This window comes from Aquirufa lenticrescens, assembly GCF_019916085.1.
In the GTDB taxonomy this organism is placed as follows: Bacteria; Bacteroidota; Bacteroidia; order Cytophagales; family Spirosomataceae; genus Aquirufa; species Aquirufa lenticrescens.
Genome location: NZ_CP049834.1, coordinates 124,000 through 142,203 on the forward strand (window position 1 = coordinate 124,000; position 18,204 = coordinate 142,203).

At 43.9% G+C, this 18,204-nt stretch carries 14 protein-coding genes and 1 tRNA gene; 11 read left to right on the forward strand and 4 right to left on the reverse strand.

Annotated features, from left to right (window positions below):
* Positions 1-40 precede the first annotated feature (40 nt).
* Positions 41-1,249, forward strand: coding sequence for an ABC transporter permease (locus tag G9X62_RS00555; protein ID WP_223130897.1), 1,209 nt, complete (start codon positions 41-43; stop codon positions 1,247-1,249).
* A complete protein-coding gene (locus G9X62_RS00560) occupies positions 1,249-2,781 on the forward strand; it encodes a M61 family metallopeptidase (RefSeq protein ID WP_223130898.1) in 1,533 nt (510 codons plus the stop codon). Before G9X62_RS00555 ends, G9X62_RS00560 begins: the two co-directional genes overlap by 1 nt.
* On the opposite strand, the gene G9X62_RS00565 is transcribed toward G9X62_RS00560, so the two are convergent.
* Together G9X62_RS00565 and G9X62_RS00570 are read right to left on the reverse strand one after the other, a co-directional pair.
* Positions 2,778-5,051, reverse strand: coding sequence for an NADP-dependent malic enzyme (locus G9X62_RS00565; RefSeq protein WP_223130899.1), 2,274 nt, complete (start codon positions 5,049-5,051; stop codon positions 2,778-2,780). The genes G9X62_RS00560 and G9X62_RS00565 overlap by 4 nt on opposite strands.
* Before the next feature lie 6 nt (positions 5,052-5,057).
* Positions 5,058-6,320 carry a cation:dicarboxylate symporter family transporter gene (locus G9X62_RS00570; RefSeq protein ID WP_223130900.1) on the reverse strand — a complete coding sequence of 421 codons (1,263 nt, stop codon included), beginning with the start codon at positions 6,318-6,320 and terminating at the stop codon, positions 5,058-5,060.
* Positions 6,321-6,435: 115 nt separating this feature from the next.
* On the opposite strand from G9X62_RS00570, the gene trxB reads away from it, so the two are divergent.
* From trxB to bshB1, 3 genes are read left to right on the forward strand one after another with little or no spacing between them, the layout of a single operon-like run.
* Complete coding sequence (gene trxB / locus G9X62_RS00575; RefSeq protein ID WP_130896941.1) at positions 6,436-7,374, forward strand: thioredoxin-disulfide reductase; 939 nt, start codon at positions 6,436-6,438, stop codon at positions 7,372-7,374.
* Between the two features lie 9 nt (positions 7,375-7,383).
* On the forward strand, positions 7,384-8,493 hold the full coding sequence (locus G9X62_RS00580; protein ID WP_223130901.1) for a peptidoglycan DD-metalloendopeptidase family protein: 1,110 nt from the start codon (positions 7,384-7,386) through the stop codon (positions 8,491-8,493).
* Positions 8,494-8,509: 16 nt separating this feature from the next.
* Positions 8,510-9,205 carry a bacillithiol biosynthesis deacetylase BshB1 gene (gene bshB1, locus G9X62_RS00585; protein WP_223130902.1) on the forward strand — a complete coding sequence of 232 codons (696 nt, stop codon included), beginning with the start codon at positions 8,510-8,512 and terminating at the stop codon, positions 9,203-9,205.
* 156 nt (positions 9,206-9,361) lie between these two features.
* Here bshB1 and pdxH read toward each other — a convergent pair whose 3' ends face one another.
* Positions 9,362-9,997: a pyridoxamine 5'-phosphate oxidase gene (pdxH, locus tag G9X62_RS00590; RefSeq protein ID WP_223130903.1), complete on the reverse strand. Its 636-nt coding sequence runs from the start codon at positions 9,995-9,997 to the stop codon at positions 9,362-9,364.
* A 62-nt stretch (positions 9,998-10,059) separates the two neighbouring features.
* Between pdxH and polA the strand changes: the two genes are divergently transcribed.
* Positions 10,060-12,885 carry a DNA polymerase I gene (gene polA / locus G9X62_RS00595; protein WP_223130904.1) on the forward strand — a complete coding sequence of 942 codons (2,826 nt, stop codon included), beginning with the start codon at positions 10,060-10,062 and terminating at the stop codon, positions 12,883-12,885.
* A 75-nt stretch (positions 12,886-12,960) separates the two neighbouring features.
* Here the strand turns inward: polA and G9X62_RS00600 are convergent, their stop codons facing one another.
* The gene (locus G9X62_RS00600; protein WP_223130905.1) at positions 12,961-13,827 is read right to left on the reverse strand and encodes a carbon-nitrogen hydrolase; all 867 of its coding nucleotides are present in this window, start codon (positions 13,825-13,827) and stop codon (positions 12,961-12,963) included.
* A 120-nt stretch (positions 13,828-13,947) separates the two neighbouring features.
* Between G9X62_RS00600 and G9X62_RS00605 the strand changes: the two genes are divergently transcribed.
* The 5 genes from G9X62_RS00605 (at position 13,948) to G9X62_RS00625 (ending at position 18,204) form a co-directional block, all read left to right on the forward strand.
* Complete coding sequence (locus G9X62_RS00605; RefSeq protein WP_223130906.1) at positions 13,948-15,429, forward strand: glycine--tRNA ligase; 1,482 nt, start codon at positions 13,948-13,950, stop codon at positions 15,427-15,429.
* Positions 15,430-15,448: 19 nt separating this feature from the next.
* Positions 15,449-17,356, forward strand: a complete 1,908-nt coding sequence (locus G9X62_RS00610; protein WP_223130907.1) for a DUF349 domain-containing protein — start codon at positions 15,449-15,451, stop codon at positions 17,354-17,356.
* Positions 17,357-17,417: 61 nt separating this feature from the next.
* Positions 17,418-17,490, forward strand: a tRNA-Thr gene (locus G9X62_RS00615).
* Positions 17,491-17,666: 176 nt separating this feature from the next.
* The gene (locus tag G9X62_RS00620; protein ID WP_223130908.1) at positions 17,667-17,906 is read left to right on the forward strand and encodes a helix-turn-helix domain-containing protein; all 240 of its coding nucleotides are present in this window, start codon (positions 17,667-17,669) and stop codon (positions 17,904-17,906) included.
* Entirely contained in the window at positions 17,881-18,204 is a 324-nt protein-coding gene (locus tag G9X62_RS00625) for a HipA N-terminal domain-containing protein (RefSeq protein ID WP_223130909.1), read from the forward strand. Before G9X62_RS00620 ends, G9X62_RS00625 begins: the two co-directional genes overlap by 26 nt.

The following is an 18,204-nucleotide window of genomic DNA, read 5'->3' on the forward strand; positions in this document are numbered from 1 at the left end:
TCGTGTTTTCTTTGCGGTTCAGAATTGAAAATCAAATCTAATGAATTTCCCTCTTTTTGTCGCTAGGCGTATTCGGAAAACTCAGGACACCTCCTTTTCTAAGACGGTGACCTATGTGGGTATCGGGACGGTGGCGGTAGGAACGGCGATTATTCTGGTGGCATTCGCTATTCTTTTTGGTTTTAAGACGACTATTCAAGACAAATTGACCAGCTTTTCAGGGGATGCGCGCATTTCTCAGATATCGGGTAATCGTTCTTTGGCAGAAAGTCCACTGACTCGTAATAGGGCATGGGAGTCCAAGACAGCACAGCTCCCGGAGATTGATCACATTCAAGCCCACGTGCAAAGGCCTGGCATTATTGTGGGGAAAGAAGGATTAGCCGGCATTGTCGTAAAGGGAATTGGGAAAGATCTTCCGGCAGAGCAATTACAAAAAAACATAAGCAGCGGTTCTAATAGCCTAAATGGCCCACAGGAGGTTATTTTAAGTGAGGCTTTGGCCAAACAATTAAAGGTCAAAACAAATGGTTCACTAATTCTCTATTTCCTCAGCGCTCCAGAGAGACCGCGTAAAGTGAAAGTCGCCGGCATTTATGAAACGGGACTCGAAGAGCTGGACAAAATCTTTATCCTAGCTGATCGGGATTGGGTTCAAAAGATGAACGGTTGGACGGCGGACTCGCTGGGCACCTATGAGGTGTTCTTTAAAAACAAGGAGAACCTCCAGGCAAAAACCGAAGCCTTAGCTAAAACGATGCCTCCTGAATGGCGTATTCAACCCGTGACCGAGATCTATCCTGCGCTATTTGATTGGATGACGATGCTCGACCGAAATATCGTCATCTTCATTAGCCTCCTCTTTGTGGTGGCCTGCTTTAACCTCATCGCTACGCTTTGGGTGCTTATCATGGAACGCGTTCCCATGGTAGGACTCTTAAAATCCATGGGTGCCTCCGCGGCTCAGATTCGCCGTATATTTTGGTGGAATGGCTTGTTCATTTTAGTTCGTGGACTGCTTATTGGAAACGGACTTGCCTTCCTGTTTTGCTACCTGCAATCAAGCTACCACTTAATCCCATTGGATCCAGAAAGTTATTATATGAATAGCGTGCCCATTGAATGGGATGCGGCCACTTGGGGAATCGTCAATGCGCTGACAATTGTGTTAGTGAGTTTTATGATGTCCATCCCTACCCTGTTGATTACTAAAATCCAGCCTTCTGAGGCACTGAACTTCAAGAATTAATGTTGAAAAAACTACTATTTCTATTGTGCTTTGTTTACACTATAAATGCACAAGACAGCCTCCGCTATTCTATTGACTTGAATCGACTCAAAAATGATCGATTGACCGTAGAAGTTCAATTGCCAGCTGGTGCAAAGGAATACTGCTTTCCTAAAATCGTTCCAGGTACTTATGCTATTTATGATTTTGGCCGCTATGTGAGTAACCTGCAAGCCTTTGATGCTGCCGGTAAATCAGTTAAGTTGAAACAAAATGACATCAATTCCTATGTCATTGGTGGGGCCTTTCGCCTCAGCTACGAGGTGGATGACACTTGGGATAGTCCTGAGATCGAGGGCAAATACATATTTGAGCCAGCAGGAACGAACTTTCAAGAAGATACGCTCTTTGCGCTGAACACTCATGCGCTTTTAGGCTATGTGAAAGGTGGGGAGAAAATGCCTGTTTCGCTTCATTTAACCGTCCCGTTCGGAATGACAGCTTCCAGCTCATTAGTAGATAATAACGGATTTTACAAAGCAGATAATTACCAAAGCCTAACGGATGCACCCATTCTAGTCGCGCACCCAGATACAGCTATGCTGAAAGTGGGTGATGCTGACATTCTGATTTCAGTCTTTTCCCCTAATCAGGTGATTCGCGCCTCCCAAATTGCGGAGAAAATCCTTCCGTTATTGAAGTCGCAGCAAGCCTATTTAGGAGGCACATTCCCAGTGAAGAACTACGCTTTCTTAGTCGTGATGTCGACTCATCTGAAGAATGGCAGTTATGGGGCTTTGGAACATGCTAAATCCTCTTTTTACTACCTCCCAGAATATAATATTGCTACTATGAGCAGTACAATTCGTGATATAAGTGCCCACGAATTTTTCCATATTCAGACACCACTTAACTTCCATTCAGAGGAGATTGGGAATTTTGATTTCCAAAAGCCCAAAATGTCCCGTCACCTTTGGCTCTATGAAGGTCTGACCGAATATACGGCACACCACACCCAATTGCAAGGAGGTCTTACTACATTAGAACAGTTTATGGAATCCATGACAGAGAAAGTGAACCGCGCGAATGATGACTATAATCCCAACCTAGCCTTTACTAAACTAAGCTTAGGCGCATTAGATAAATACAAGGATGAATATGGGAATGTATACCAAAAAGGGGCACTCATCGGCTTCTGCCTTGATTTACTCTTACGCAAGGAAACGAATGGCACCTACGGAACTCAACAGATGATGCGTGATTTAGCCGCACAATACGGCCCCTCAAAATCCTTTAAGGATGAAGAGTTGTTTGAACTGATTGAAAAAACAACAAAAGTGCCAGCCGTAAAAGAATTCTTTGCCCGTTATGTGAGTAAAGGAGACAAATTACCCTTCAAAGAATTGGTATCCACGATCGGAATGGAATTCGGGGAATCCAACCCAGGCAATAATACAATTACCTACGGGTACACAAACAATATTGAATTCAGGGCTTTGAAAAACCCAAGCCCATCTCAATTGAAGATGCGACAGGCTTGGTTGCATTTTTAGACCGTCTGCGCTTCTACCACCGCAATCGCGACCATATTCACGATCTCGCGAACAGAGGCGCCTAGTTGCAATACGTGCACCGGTTTACGTAATCCTAATAAGATAGGACCGATGTATTCGATATCTGCTGCTTCTTTCAACAAGTTATAGGCAATGTTCGCGGAAGATAGATTAGGGAAGATCAACGTATTGGCTGTGTCATTTCCTAAAGTGGCAAACGGATAATTTTGTTGTCTTAGTTCCTTATCAAACGCTAAGTGTGCCTGCATCTCCCCCTCAATCACCCAAGTCGGATGTTTTTCCTGTAGGATATGCGTTGCTGCTCGCATCTTTAACGCGTCGTCTCCATCGGCTGAACCAAAGTTCGAGTAAGACAGCATCGCGATTTTGGGCTTTAAATTAAAGCGCTCAACCGCCTCTGAAGTCAATTCTGTAATCTCCACTATATCTGCTACTGAAGGCGAGAAGTTGATCGTGGTATCCGAGAAGAACAAAGGTCCTTGCTTACTCAATAACAAGTACATACCCGCCACCTTCGTTACTCCCGGCTTTTTACCGATAATCTGCAAGGCGGGACGAATAGCGTCTGGGTAGTTTTTGGTCAAACCAGAAATAACCCCATCTGCGCGATTCGTTTCTAACATCATCGCCGCAAAATAATTACTCTTGCGTACCTGCTTCTCTGCCTCCCACTTCGTGAATCCACGGCGCTTACGCTTTTGGTAAAACAATTCTGCGAATTCGGCTAACAAGTCCGCATTATCCGGGTGTTTGAAATCAAAGATCTCGATATCCCCTAAATCAATGTGGTGCTCTTCACAGATCGCATCGATATTTGCCTTACGCCCTAATAGAATTGGCTTAGCGATTCCTTCGTCTAATACCTCACGTACAGCTTTCAATACTTTCAAGTTCTCCGCCTCAGCGAATACAATCCGTTTCGGTTTCGACTTAGCCCGTTTTAAGATGAACTTCATCACTTGGTTATCTAGTCCCAGGCGCTTCGCTAGTTGATTCTCATAGACATCCCAGTTCTTAATTGGCTTCGTTGCCACGCCGGATTCCATTGCCGCTTTAGCCACCGCCATCGAGATAGTTGTAATTAAACGTGGATCAACCGGTTTTGGAATAATGTATTCTGGGCCAAAGCTTAATGATTTCTCATTATAAGCTAAATTAACGATATCAGGTACAGGTTTCTTTGCTAAACAGGCCAAAGCCTTTGCCGCCGCCAATTTCATCTCATCATTAATCTCCGAGGCACGTACGTCCAAGGCTCCTCTAAAGATGAAAGGAAAACCTAACACATTATTCACTTGATTAGGAAAATCAGAGCGACCTGTCGCCATAATCAAATCTTCACGTACCGCTTTGGCCTCTTCATAGCCAATCTCAGGCGTCGGATTCGCCATCGCAAACACAATTGGATTAGGAGCCATCGTCGCCACCATCTCTGGTTTCAAGATCCCTCCTACGGAAAGACCTAAGAAAACATCCGCCCCTTTCATCGCCTCAGCTAAAGAGGTATTTCTACCCGCTTTGCCTGCTAATGGGGCTAAATAGCGATTCAGATCCGGACGGTCTTCTGATACTAACCCGTCCTTATCGAAGATATAGAAGTTCTCAATCCGCGCACCGAGTTTTAAATACAATTTAACACAAGAAATAGCCGCAGCCCCAGCGCCCGATATCACAAATCTCGTCTCCTCGATCTTCTTATCTACGATTTCCAAAGCGTTCAACAGCGCCGCAGACGAAATAATCGCCGTCCCGTGCTGATCGTCGTGCATGATGGGAATCTTCAAACGCGCTTTTAATTTCTCTTCGATTTCAAAGCATTCTGGGGATTTGATATCCTCTAGATTAATCCCGCCAAAAGTCGGTTCCAAGCGCGCTACCGTATCCACAAAGTCATCTGGATCCGTCACGGCTAATTCGATATCAAATACGTCGATATCGGAGAATACTTTAAAAAGAACTCCTTTTCCCTCCATCACTGGCTTACTAGCCTCTGGACCAATGTTACCTAAACCTAAAACAGCCGTACCATTCGAGATAACGCCCACTAGGTTTCCTTTGGCCGTGTAATCGTATACTTTATCTACATTATTTGCAATTTCTAAACAAGGCTCAGCTACACCCGGCGAATACGCTAAGGACAAATCGCGCTGAGTTGCGGTTGATTTAGTGGGTTTTACTTCAATTTTGCCAGGTTTCCCTCCTGAATGATACTCGAGCGCATCTTCTCTTAAAATGGATGAAATAGACATATATGATTAATTTGTTGATTGTTCTTTTTCAAATTCCCCCTCGTGCTTCGCTATCCAAACCGTCGCCACTCCATTTCCTATAAAATTCGTGATCGCTCTTGCCTCTGACATGAAGCGATCCACTCCTAGTAATAAGGCCAAACCTTCCACGGGGATCACTTGCAATGCACTTAAAGTGGATGCCAAAACGACAAAGCCACTGCCTGTCACGCCGGCAGCCCCTTTAGAGGTCACCATCAAAATACCCACGATGGTCAGCATCTGTTCCCAGGACAAATGTACGCCATAAACTTGAGCTAAAAACAAGGTGGCCATGGATAAATAAATACTCGTACCATCCAGGTTAAACGAATAACCCGCCGGCACCACCAGACCTACCACGGACTTCGAACAGCCCATTTTCTCTAATTTATGCATCAATGATGGCAGGGCCGCCTCAGAAGAAGAAGTGCCTAACACAACCAATAATTCGTGTTTGATATAGCCCAAAAAGGCCCAAATCCGCTCTCCGCAGCTTCGCATAATAAAACCCAATACCACAAAAACGAAAATGGCCATCGTCACATAGACGGTCAGCATGAGTTTCGCTAGCGGCACTAAAGAATGAATTCCAAACTTACCAATGGTAAACGCCATCCCTCCCAACGCTCCCAATGGTGCTAAATACATCACTATTTTCAAACCTTTAAATACCCAATGAGAAGCCTGCTGCATCCCCGCAATCATCTTCGCCTTTCCTTTAACATAATTCAAAAAGATCCCAAAGAAGATCGAGAACCCTAATACCTGAACCGTAAAGTTTTCTTTCAAAAAACCGATCCAAGAGAATCCTGCCGCTTTCTGCGTGTATTTAGAAATGTCCCCTCCCGCAATATCGTCTCTGATGACTCCGATTCCGGGCTCAATGAAGGTAGAAACGGCTAATCCGATTAATAGGGCAACCGTTGTCACCACCTCAAAATAGAGTAAGGCCTTACCACCCACACGACCCACCTTTTTCAGGTTTCCCATGTTCACGATCCCTAAAGAAATCGTCAAAAAGATGATAGGGTTGATAAAAAGCTTCACTAAACTGATAAAGACCCCACTGAATACTTCGCTTACCGTAGGCCCAAAGCTTAATTCAGCACCCAATAAATTATAGGTAAACTTCGAATCTAACACCTTGAACAAGGCCAAATCAGGAACGAAATGGCCTACCAAAACACCTAAAAGAATGGACAATAAAACCCAAAAAGTTAGGTTCTGGAAAATATTTAGTTGCTTCATTCGTTTAGCTTCGGTTGATAAACAAATGTAAGAATTATTAAGAAAAATCATCGCTTGTGATTCTGCCTATATTTCCCGAATTTTGTAGGCTCATTCCCTTTCGATAAAAATACAGATGTCAGAAAAAATCAAATGCCTTATTATCGGTTCTGGCCCAGCCGGATATACCGCTGCTATATATGCTTCACGTGCTGGTTTACATCCAGTGATGTACCAAGGTGGACAACCTGGAGGACAATTAACTACTACGACTGAAGTTGATAATTTCCCTGGCTACCCGAATGGCATTGATGGCCCGGCCATGATGATTGACTTAGAGAACCAGGCTAAGCGTTTTGGAACTGATGTTCGTTACGGAATGGCGACTAAAGTGGATTTCACTTCCTCTCCTAAAAAGGTTTGGATTGATGAGTCGACAGAAATCGAAGCAGATGCTGTCATTATCGCGACTGGAGCTAGCGCGAAATGGTTAGGATTAGAGGGTGAAACGAAATTCAATGGTCTAGGCGTATCGGCTTGTGCGGTATGTGATGGTTTTTTCTATCGTAATCAAACAGTAGCCGTAGTTGGCGCAGGAGATACAGCAGCTGAAGAGGCGAGTTATTTAGCGAATTTGTGTACCAAAGTACACTTAATCGTACGTCGTGGCGAAATGCGAGCTTCCTTGATTATGCAGGAACGCGTAAAGAATAACCCGAAGATCGAGATCCACTGGAACTCAGAAACAGAAGAAATTTTAGGCGATGCAAACGGGGTAACCGGCATTCGCATCGTGAATAATGTGACTAAAGCGACTGAAGAAATTGCCTTAACTGGTTTCTTCGTTGCGATCGGACATCAGCCTAATACGTCAATTTTCAAAGGACAATTAGAGATGGATGCACAAGAGTATTTACTCACAGAAAAAGGGAGTGCTCGTACGAACATCGAAGGCGTTTTCGCTTGCGGTGACGTACAAGACACTATTTATCGCCAAGCGATTACGGCTGCAGGTAGCGGTTGTATGGCGGCATTGGACGCGGAACGTTGGTTAGCCGCGAACAACTTACATTAATAGAAACATATGAGGTTAATCACCTATATTTTTGGATGTATTCTGTTGCTATCAGGCTTTAGTCTGAAGGCTCAAGAGCGGAATTTATTCAAGAAAAAAACAGAAATCGAAGTCAAATCCAATTCCCAACTTTTCCAAGAAAAGAACAAGAAGAAGGATGAACTAGATGAACTCCCACCTTTGCAATTCAGAAATGAGACGGAATCCGTAGGGGTTACGGCTGGCTCCGAATTACAGGAACGCAAGTTTGAGCCCATTAAAATGGTCAATGCGAGCATCAGTAATTTCGATACTACGTCCATCGACGAAGGCGAGAATCTGATCGTAGAGATTGAAGAAGAGGCTGCACCGGAAGGTACAGAGGATTTTGTTTCGGTGGCGTCTTATTACGCGATTTGGGATACAAAAATTATTGATCCTTATGATATCGATGCTAAAGAATTCGACGAACCTGTTGACATCGAATTATACAATAAGGCAGCTGGACGTAACTGGGCAGCTCCTTTAGAGATAGTAAAGCAAACGAGTCCATTTGGACCACGCTGGGGTCGACTACATGCTGGGGTGGATTTAGACTTGGAAACTGGTTATCCTGTTTACTCTGTATTCGACGGAATTGTTCGCGTAAGTCATTACGACAGATCAGGTTATGGCAATTATGTATTAGTACGTCATTATAATGGGTTTGAAACGTTATATGCTCACCTTGCGTCTCCAGGTGCAGAACCAGGAACTTTAGTAAAAGCGGGAGACCAAATCGGTGTAGGCGGAAGCACGGGCAGAAGTACGGGTTCTCACTTGCACTTTGAGACGCGTTATGAAGGTAATCCCATGAACCCGAAGAACGTTTACAACTTCAGTCCTTTTGAACCCGTTTCGGATCACATTATTATTACCGCACGCTCTTTTGATATTCGCTCCTTATCGTTGAAAAACGAATATGGTGCTGTTGGAGATAAAGTGCGTTCCAGAACGAAGGCTTGGACTAAAGTGCGTCAAGGTGACACCCTTGGTGCCATCGCTAGACGTACCGGTGTTTCGATTGCTAAATTGAAGAAGTTAAATGGAATGAAGAGCTCATCGGTCATCCGAGCTGGGCGCCGAATTCGCATCCATTAATCGCCCATTAATCGCCATGAAATTAGATATCCTCGTGATGGCCGCTCACCCAGACGACGCTGAATTAAGCTGCGCTGGAACCATACTCTCCCACATTGCTGCCGGCAAAAAAGTAGGAATCGTCGATTTCACCCGTGGTGAATTAGGTACGCGAGGAACACCTGAAATACGTCTGCAAGAATCGGCTGATGCCACAAAAATCCTTGGCATTCACGCACGAGAAAACTTGGCCATCCGGGATGGATTTTTCAGAAACGACGAAGAAACCCAGTTAAAACTTATCGAAGTCATTCGCAAATACCAACCAGAAGTAGTACTTGCGAACGCTTTAGAAGACCGGCATCCAGACCACGGCAAGGGAGCACAATTAGCGATTGATGCCTGTTTCTTATCAGGTTTACGCCAAATCAAAACCGGCGACCTTCCTGCCTGGAGACCTAAACAAGTCTACCACTATATTCAAGATCGTTATTTAGAGCCAGATTTCGTGATTGACATCACTGCTCACTGGGATCAAAAAGAAGCGGCTATTCGAGCATTTAAGAGTCAATTCTTTGACCCTAATTCTGCTGAACCGTCTTCCTATATCTCTAGCCCAGACTTCTTAAACTTCATCCAAGCGCGAGCGATGGAGATGGGCCACAAGATTGGAGTGAAGTATGGGGAAGGGTTTCAGAGTCAGAAGACGTTAGAGAAGACGATATTAGAGTAGAGATTATAGAGTGTAGAGTAGAGATTATAGAGTAGAGATAATTTAGTCCGGAGGAAATGAGTCCGATTAAACATCCACCATTTACCATTCACCATTTACCATTATCTATACTCTATCCTCTCCTATCTATACTCTATAAAAGCGACAGCGGCGCTTTTAAGGCGCTACTCGATAACACTCCCAACCTTCTTTCTCCCGAGCATCATACACCACACGGTCATGCAAACGAGACGGTCTGCCTTGCCAAAATTCAAAATAATCCGGCACTAGACGGTATCCGCCCCAATGATCTGGTTTAGGAATCGTTTTGCCTTCGTATTCTGCAGCTAATTGAGTGTATCGAGCTTGTAATACTTCTCGGGAATCTACGCGGGCACTTTGCTCCGATACCCAAGCACCTAATTGAGATTCGCGCGGACGGGAATGAAAATAAGCAGTAGATAATTCAACAGAGAGTTTTTCGACGTGGCCTTCAATGCGGATTTGGCGTTCTAATTCGCCCCAAAAAAAGGTAATAGATGCCTGCGAGGTAAAAGCTAATTCTTGGCCTTTGCGGGATTCATAATTCGTAAAAAAGCTAAATCCATGATCGACTGTTTTCAATAAAACGATGCGACCAGATGGGCGGCCTGTTGCACTTAATGTGCTTAAGAACATCGCGTTAGGCTCGGGAACCTCAGCTGATTGGGCTTCCTTAAACCAAATAGCAAATTGGGCAAAAGGATCTGGATGTACGTGTTGTTCATGCAATTCTCCTTTTTGGTAGTTTAAGCGTAGATCAGCTAAGTTCATAAGTCGATGATATTTATTATCTTTACAAAGGCACTCCTTATCCCCAAATATAGCTGAATTACATGAAAAAATTATTCCTTTTTGACGCGATGGCCTTGATTTATCGCGCGCATTTTGCATTTGCTAAAACACCTCGAATTTCTTCGAAGGGAATTAATACTTCCGCCGTTTTTGGCTTTGCAAATACGATCCTAGAGGTCATTAACAAGGAAAAACCAGACTATTTAGGGGTTGCTTTTGATACACCTAAACCTACCTTTCGTCACGTAGAATATACGCCCTATAAGGCGCAGCGCCAGGAACAGCCGGAGGATATTACGATTGCAATTCCTTACGTGAAACGATTAGTCGAGGCGATGGATATTCCGTTGCTTATTTTAGATGGCTATGAGGCGGATGATGTGATTGGTACTATTGCCAAGAAAGCGGTGCGTGTGAACCCAGATATTGAGGTCTTCATGATGACGCCTGATAAGGATTATGGGCAATTAGTGGAGGAGCGCATTAAGATGTACAAACCGGCCTTTATGGGCAAAGGTGTAGAGATTTTAGGGCCCAAGGAGGTATGCCAACGTTGGAACATCGCAAATGTCGACCAAGTAATCGATATGCTGGGTTTGATGGGTGATGCGGTGGATAATATTCCGGGTATTCCGGGTGTGGGTGAAAAGACAGCCCAAAAGCTCATTGAGCAGTTTGGCTCGTTAGAAAACTTACTAGATAATACCGATCAACTGAAAGGCAAATTGCAAGAAAACTTGATCAATTTCCGCGAACAAGGGATTTTATCGAAGCATTTGGCCCGTATTATGCTCGAAGTACCTATCGAATATGAAGAGGAAAAATTAAAAGCAACGCCGCCTAACCGCGCGCTTTTAGAGCCTTTATTAGAAGAATTAGAATTCAGAACGCTGCGTAAGCGGATTTTGGGAGAGGACGAACCAGTGGTGGCGAAGGTGAAAGCCTCGCCTAAAGTGGATGCGAACCAGATGGATATGTTTGGATCACCGGCTCCTTCTGTCGCTACAACTCCTGATACCGAGGTGGAAGAAGAGGTTAGCACAACCAGCTATTCAAATCTCAGTAATACTGCGCACCAATATCATTTAGTGCAAGGCGAGAACGCGATTAAGTCATTGATTAGCTTCTTGGATCGCCAGGATTCCTTCTGTTTTGATACGGAGACAACGAGTTTGGTGGCGATCGAAGCGGCATTAGTGGGGATGTCCTTCTCTTACCGCAAGGGCGAGGCCTTTTATGTGCCGTTCCCAGAAGATCCGGCGTCTTGCCAGGCGCAGGCTGATTTATTTAAGGCTATTTTTGCCAAAGAATCGACCATCAAAATTGCCCAAAACATCAAGTACGATATGAGCGTCTTGCGTAATTACGGCATCGAAATCAAAGGGGCAACTTACGACACGATGCTTGCGCATTACTTGATCGAACCAGAGAAACGCCACGGGATGGACGCTTTGGCCCTCGCCTATTTAAGCTACGAACCGATGTCCATCGAAAATTTGATTGGCAAAAAAGGCGCCAAACAAGGCAATATGCGTGAGGTGGAGTTAAACTTGATCAAAGAATATGCGGCAGAAGATGCAGACATAACCTTGCAATTAAAGCCATTCCTGGACAAACAATTAACGACGAATCCGAAAGCCGTTCAGTTACTTCACGAGGTAGAAATGCCGTTAGCGCGCGTTTTGTCCACGATCGAATGCGAAGGTGTGAATTTAGACGTGCCTTTCCTTCAAGAAATGTCGAAGACGTTGGAAGCAGATTCCAAAGCCGTACAAGAGAAGATATTCGCCACAGCTGGCCAAGAATTCAACATCGCCTCCCCTAAGCAATTAGGCGAGATTTTGTTCGAAAAACTGAAGCTCGACCCTAAGGCGAAAAAGACCAAAACCGGTCAATACATGACGGGCGAAGAAGTCTTATCTAAATTAGAAGCGGAACACGAAATCGCCTCCTTGATTCTCGACTTCCGCGAATTACAGAAATTGAAATCTACTTATGTGGATGCCCTACCGGCCCTTATTTCGCCCAAAACAGGCCGCATCCACACGTCCTTCATGCAAGCAGTTACCGCAACTGGTCGTCTGTCTTCGAAGGATCCGAACTTACAAAACATCCCGATCCGTACCGTACGTGGTCGTGAGATCCGCAAGGCCTTCATCCCACGCGATGAAAACCACTTGATTTTATCAGCCGATTATTCCCAAATCGAATTGCGTATCATGGCCGCCTTCTCGAAGGATGAATCCATGCTGGATGCTTTCAATAACGGTTTGGACGTACACAAAGCAACCGCCGCAAAAGTGTTCCATGTACCTTTAGAGGAGGTCACATCCGACATGCGTCGCAAGGCGAAGACGGTGAATTTTGGGATTATCTATGGCGTTTCGGCCTTTGGCCTAGCGGCTCAATTAGCCATTTCCCGCACGGAAGCGAAGGAAATCATCGATCAATACTTCGTTGAATTCCCTAAAGTGAAGACCTTTATGGACCAAAGTATCACCGACGCACGCGAAAACGGTTACGTCGAAACTGTTTTGGGTCGCCGCCGCTACCTACGCGATATTTTATCTGCTAATATGAACGAGCGTGGTTTTGCAGAACGCAATGCCATCAACGCCCCTATCCAGGGTTCTGCGGCGGATATGATCAAAGTAGCGATGATTCAAATCCAGGATTTCCTCGAAAGAGAAAACCTGAAATCGAAAATGATCTTAACCGTACATGATGAATTGGTGTTCGACGCACACAAAGATGAGGTCGACTACCTAAAAACCCAAATCAACAAGATCATGTGCGAAGCGATGGATTTAGGCGTCGCGATGGAAACGGGAATTGGCGTGGGAGAGAATTGGCTGGAAGCGCATTAATAAATGGTGAATGGTAAATGATGAATGGTGAATGTTTTTTCATTTACCACTTACCATTCACCATTTACCATTACTTCAATCAATAAACCGCTCCGTAATCCCGCCATACGAATCAATCCTTCGATCTCTAAAGAATGGCCAGGTTCTACGGTAATATTCGCTCGAATCGACATTCACATCTACTAGCGCAATTTCCTCTTGATCGTGAGAGGCTTGGAAGATCACGCGACCAAAGGCATTAGAGACAAAGCTTCCGCCCCAAAATTGTTGACCATTTTCGGTTCCTACGCGGTTCACAGAAACAACAGGAACGCCGTTAGCGACTGAATGTGAACGTTGGATGGTTTGCCAAGCTTGGTATTGTTCGCGGTTGATTTCACCGTCTTTTTCTTCCAAATCCCAACCGATAGCCGTTGGATATACTAACACCTCTGCTCCTTGAAGAGCCGTTAAGCGAGCTGCCTCAGGATACCATTGATCCCAGCAGATGAGCACCCCCATTTTGGCAAACTTCGTTTCAAAAACCTGATATCCTAAATCACCTGGCGTGAAATAATACTTCTCATAGTAGCCTGGATCATCTGGAATATGCATTTTACGGTACTTACCCAGGTATTTCCCGTCTGCATCAATGACCGCAGTAGTGTTATGGTAAAGACCTGCCGCCCGCTTTTCGAAAAGAGATGCGACGATTACCACGTTTAATTCGGCTGCCAAAGCACCTAATTCATCTGTCGATGGACCGGGAATCGCCTCTGCCAAAGCAAAGAAATCCTGCTTTTCTTCGTAACAGAAATAGACCGACTTGAACAATTCTTGCAAGCAAATCACTTGGGCACCCTTAGAGGCGGCGTCGCGAATCGAGCTAATCGTTTTTTGCCAGTTTTCTGAAACAGTTGTGCTGCAGGATAGCTGAATTAAGGCGAAGGAAACGTTTTTCATCAATATCTTGGTTTTTACCTTGTTAATCGAAGCAAAATTAAGAAAAAACACGTTGCAAGCCTCATTCTTTGATTCTTTTCGGTAAATTGCAATCTAATACGATTGAAAAAAATTGATTTAATGGAAAATAAAAAACAGGATACCGCCTCGGCATTGAAGGATATTATTTCACACGCGAAAGAATATGGTTTCGTATTTCCTTCTTCGGAGATTTATGATGGTTTGCAAGCGGTATATGATTACGGTCAAAACGGTGTCGAGTTAAAGAATAACTTAAAAACGGTTTGGTACAAGGCGATGACGATGTTGAATGACAACGTAGTAGGCCTTGATGCCTCCATTTTTATGCACCCATTGACTTGGAAGGCTTCTGGTCACGTGGATTCGTTTAACGATCCCATGATTGATAATAAGGATTCTAAAAAACGTTACCGTGCTGATACTTTATTAGAAGAAAGAGCAGCACAATTAGAAGACGAGGGAAAAGAGGCTGAGGCGAAGGCTTTATTACAAAAAATGGCGAAATGCTTAGATGCAGGGGATTTAGAGGGAGTTCGCCAGATCATTATCGATGAAAATATAAAGTGTCCGGTTTCGAACACGGCTAATTGGACCGAGGTTCGTCAATTCAATTTGATGTTCTCTACTCAGGTAGGCGCTGTTTCAGAGGATGCTAGTTTAATTTATTTACGTCCAGAGACGGCTCAGGGAATCTTTGTAAACTTCTTGAACGTACAAAAGACGGGCCGTATGAAGGTTCCTTTTGGCATTGCCCAAATCGGAAAAGCCTTCCGTAACGAGATCGTTGCGCGTAATTTCATCTTCCGTATGCGGGAATTCGAACAAATGGAGATGCAATTCTTCGTTCGTCCTGGCACAGAAATGGAATGGTATTCGAAGTGGAAAGAAACACGTATGAAGTTCCACTTAGCGTTAGGAATTCCGGCTACTTCCTTGAAATTCCATGATCACGATAAACTTGCACACTACGCGAATGCGGCGGTGGATATTGAGTACAAATTCCCATTTGGCTTTAAAGAAATGGAAGGAATCCACTCGAGAACGGATTTTGACTTGAAAGCGCACCAAGATTTATCAAGAAAAAAACAACAATATTTTGACCCAGAAATAAACGAAAATTACATACCTTATGTGGTAGAAACGTCCGTAGGGGCTGATCGTTTATTCTTAGCCATTCTTTGCAATGCCTATACAGAAGAGACTGTGGGAGAAGGAGAACAAGAGAAACAACGTGTTTTCTTGAATTTCCACCCGGCTTTAGCTCCTGTAAAAGTGGCCGTTCTTCCATTAGTGAAAAAGGATGGTTTAGCAGAGAAAGCACAAGAGATTGTTAACAGCATTAAATTTGCCTTCAATACAACTTACGACGATGGTGGCGCCATAGGCAAGCGTTATACCCGTCAAGATTTAATTGGAACACCGTATTGTGTGGTGGTTGATTACCAAACCATGGAAGACAACACAGTGACCGTTCGCGATCGCAATACGATGACCCAAGAGCGCATTTCTATAGCAGACCTAAAAGAGAAAATTGGTTATGCTGTATCGATGGAGCGTATTTTTGAAAAACTTTTAAGTTAACACGCAAACAACGACGATTATGATCACCGAAGAGAGCAATCCAGCAGAAGAATTGGAAACTACTCCTACTCCAGAAGAAACACCGACAGAAGCTATTGTTGAAACAGCAGCTCCGTCTGAGGTGGCAGCTCCGGCAGAAGTAGTTTTTCCTGTAGTGGAAGAAAAGGCCGTAGAATTTCCGGTTTTAGACCTTTCAAAAGCAACTAAAGAGAGCATTCTTGCTTTCTATGAGCAATTGAAAGCCATTCTTCAAGCGAGCGCCTCATCGGCGAACTTCAAAAAAGTAGACGAATTAACCAAGGAAGTTAGAACCGCTTGGGAAGCAATCAAGCAAGGCGAACGCGCTGAGGCTTTAGCCGCTTTCAAGGCAACTAACGAAGATTCAGAAGAAGGATTCTCGTTCAAAGGAGATGAAATCTCGCAACAAATCGACGCCATTTCAGCCTTTATCCGTACGGAAAGAGGCGCATTCTTCTCTAATTTGGAGAAATTAAGAGAGAAGGCTCTTGAAGGGAAAACGCGTTTAATTAATGAACTAAGAACTTTAGTGGACTCGGATGACAATTCAGATCCGGCACACGTGAATGCAAGCTTTAAAGCCTTCAAGAAAATTCAAGAAGAGTGGAAAGGATTAGGCAGTGTGCAGGGACCGATGAATCAAACACTTTGGCAGAGTTACCACGCCTTAGTGGACCGTTTCTACAGCAATAGAAGTATTTTCTTCGAACTATTAGAGTTAGATCGCAAGAAGAATTTACAGGCCAAAGAAGGTATTGCCACTAAACTAGAAGCTTTAGCAGCGGAAATTTCTAAAGGCGGCGCTTTACAGAAGTTATTAAAAGAGGCGGAAGAGCTGTTTGAGGAGTACAAGCACATTGGACCAGCAAACAGAGAAGATAATGAGTCACTTTGGACGCGCGTGAAGAAATCTTTAGATGTACTTTTTGAACAAAAAAGAGCTGTCCAAGATGCCCAAAAGCACGTTTTCGAAGAAAACCTGAAAGTAAAACGCGAGATCGGCGACTTAATGAAGCATTATGCTAGTTTCACTGCCGCGAACATCAGCGAATGGAACCAAGCTTCCAAAGCGGTATTAGCGCTACAAGAGCAATGGAATAACTTGAAAGGCGGATTGCCACGTGATGGAGGAAAAGAAGTGAGTCACAACTTTTGGTCTGACTTAAAAACCTTCTTCAAACACAAGAGCGAATTCTTCTCTAAGATCGACGCAGAGCGCAAGGCTAACTTAGCTGCGAAGCAATTGTTGATTGACCAGGTGAACGGTATCGTAGAAACAGGTACCATCACTCCTGAAGTGACCCAAATGGTTATCGAAACACAGAAAAAGTGGAAAGAGATCGGTCACGTACCAGAAAAGCAGAAGGATTCTATCTACGCAAAATTCAAGGCTGCATGCGATGCCTACTTTAATTTAACTCGCGAGAAAGGCAAGAATGCGAAGGATGTGGAATTCGAAGGCAATTTAGAGGCTAAACAAGCGATATTGAAGGAGATGGAGGCTATGCTTAAGGATCCTAGCCTTTTAGCTACTTTAGGCGAAAAGAAAGCAGCATGGGATGCCATCGGCTTTGTACCTCGCAACAATGTGAAAGCGATCCAAGAAAGTTTCCGCACGACGTGGAATGCTTTAATCGATTTAGCACGAACACAACCGAAAGAGCAGCTAGCTGCTTGGGGCTTTGAATTAAAATCATTGGCTTCGGAAGCAAATGCAGGAGGAGAAGATAAAAAATCAGCTTCCCCAGATGCGCGCAAGAAAATCCAAGCCTTGGAAAATGATATCGCCGTGTTAACCAATAACTTAGAATTCTTCGCGAAGTCTAAAAACAGCGATAAGCTGCGTGCTGAGGTAGAAAAGAAAATTGAAGCCGCTGAAAAAGAATTAGAAAAACTGAAAAAAAGTTAATTTTTTTCACACTCGGTTTTGCGATTTAGGAGAATAACACTACTTTTGTAAACCGAAATGCGCCTCCTTAGCTCAGCTGGTAGAGCAACTGATTTGTAATCAGTAGGTCATTGGTTCGATCCCGATAGGAGGCTCAATAAGCTCGACAGTAATGTCGGGCTTTTTTGTTGCCCTGCCCCCCTGATAATTTCCCCTATAAACTGATTATTTTCATATAAATCCACAATTACAGCTAAAAGTGCATTATATTGCACAAATCTGCCTAAATCAGCCTATAGTAATCATTAATTACAAGCAAAAGAGCAATATAATGCACCAACAGGACATCATAGAAACACTAAAAAAGCGACGAATTATGCTTCAAGTGAACCAAGAGACCCTTGCTATGCTGTCAGGTGTAGGTCTACGAACGGTCAAACAATTTGAAAGCGGCAAAGGAAATCCTACCTTGGAGACGATTCAAAAACTAGCCGACGTACTAGGACTTGAAATGCAATTAGCCATTAAAAAAATAGCAACTGAAAATGAGGACAGCGACGATATTGTATAAGACTGAACCTGCAGGAATTTTGAGTCAACTGAATAATGGAAGTTTTCATTTTCAGTATTTAGATACTTGGATAGAGGATAAAAAAAAGCCGGCCATTAGCTTAACCATGCCTAAGTCAAAAAAGGAATTTAAGTCCCCTCACCTATTTCCAGTTTTCTTTCACTTGTTACCAGAGGGAGCAAATAAGCAGGCGGTTTGCAAGTTCAAGAAGATTGATCCATCGGATCATTTTGGCATACTATTACATACCGCTCAATTCGATACGATAGGTGCGATAACGATTGAACAAATAGACTGA

Bases quoted from the DNA above. Each gene is read 5' to 3' on its own strand.
- G9X62_RS00580 (WP_223130901.1), top strand. From the start codon at position 7,384: ATGAGGTTAATCACCTATATTTTTGGATGTATTCTGTTGCTATCAGGC.
- G9X62_RS00625 (WP_223130909.1), top strand. From the start codon at position 17,881: ATGAGGACAGCGACGATATTGTATAAGACTGAACCTGCAGGAATTTTG.
- G9X62_RS00610 (WP_223130907.1), top strand. From the start codon at position 15,449: ATGATCACCGAAGAGAGCAATCCAGCAGAAGAATTGGAAACTACTCCT.
- G9X62_RS00565 (WP_223130899.1), bottom strand. From the start codon at position 5,051: ATGTCTATTTCATCCATTTTAAGAGAAGATGCGCTCGAGTATCATTCA.
- G9X62_RS00620 (WP_223130908.1), top strand. From the start codon at position 17,667: ATGCACCAACAGGACATCATAGAAACACTAAAAAAGCGACGAATTATG.
- G9X62_RS00600 (WP_223130905.1), bottom strand. From the start codon at position 13,827: ATGAAAAACGTTTCCTTCGCCTTAATTCAGCTATCCTGCAGCACAACT.
- pdxH (WP_223130903.1), bottom strand. From the start codon at position 9,997: ATGAACTTAGCTGATCTACGCTTAAACTACCAAAAAGGAGAATTGCAT.
- G9X62_RS00605 (WP_223130906.1), top strand. From the start codon at position 13,948: ATGGAAAATAAAAAACAGGATACCGCCTCGGCATTGAAGGATATTATT.
- G9X62_RS00555 (WP_223130897.1), top strand. From the start codon at position 41: ATGAATTTCCCTCTTTTTGTCGCTAGGCGTATTCGGAAAACTCAGGAC.
- polA (WP_223130904.1), top strand. From the start codon at position 10,060: ATGAAAAAATTATTCCTTTTTGACGCGATGGCCTTGATTTATCGCGCG.
- bshB1 (WP_223130902.1), top strand. From the start codon at position 8,510: ATGAAATTAGATATCCTCGTGATGGCCGCTCACCCAGACGACGCTGAA.
- G9X62_RS00570 (WP_223130900.1), bottom strand. From the start codon at position 6,320: ATGAAGCAACTAAATATTTTCCAGAACCTAACTTTTTGGGTTTTATTG.
- trxB (WP_130896941.1), top strand. From the start codon at position 6,436: ATGTCAGAAAAAATCAAATGCCTTATTATCGGTTCTGGCCCAGCCGGA.
- G9X62_RS00560 (WP_223130898.1), top strand. From the start codon at position 1,249: ATGTTGAAAAAACTACTATTTCTATTGTGCTTTGTTTACACTATAAAT.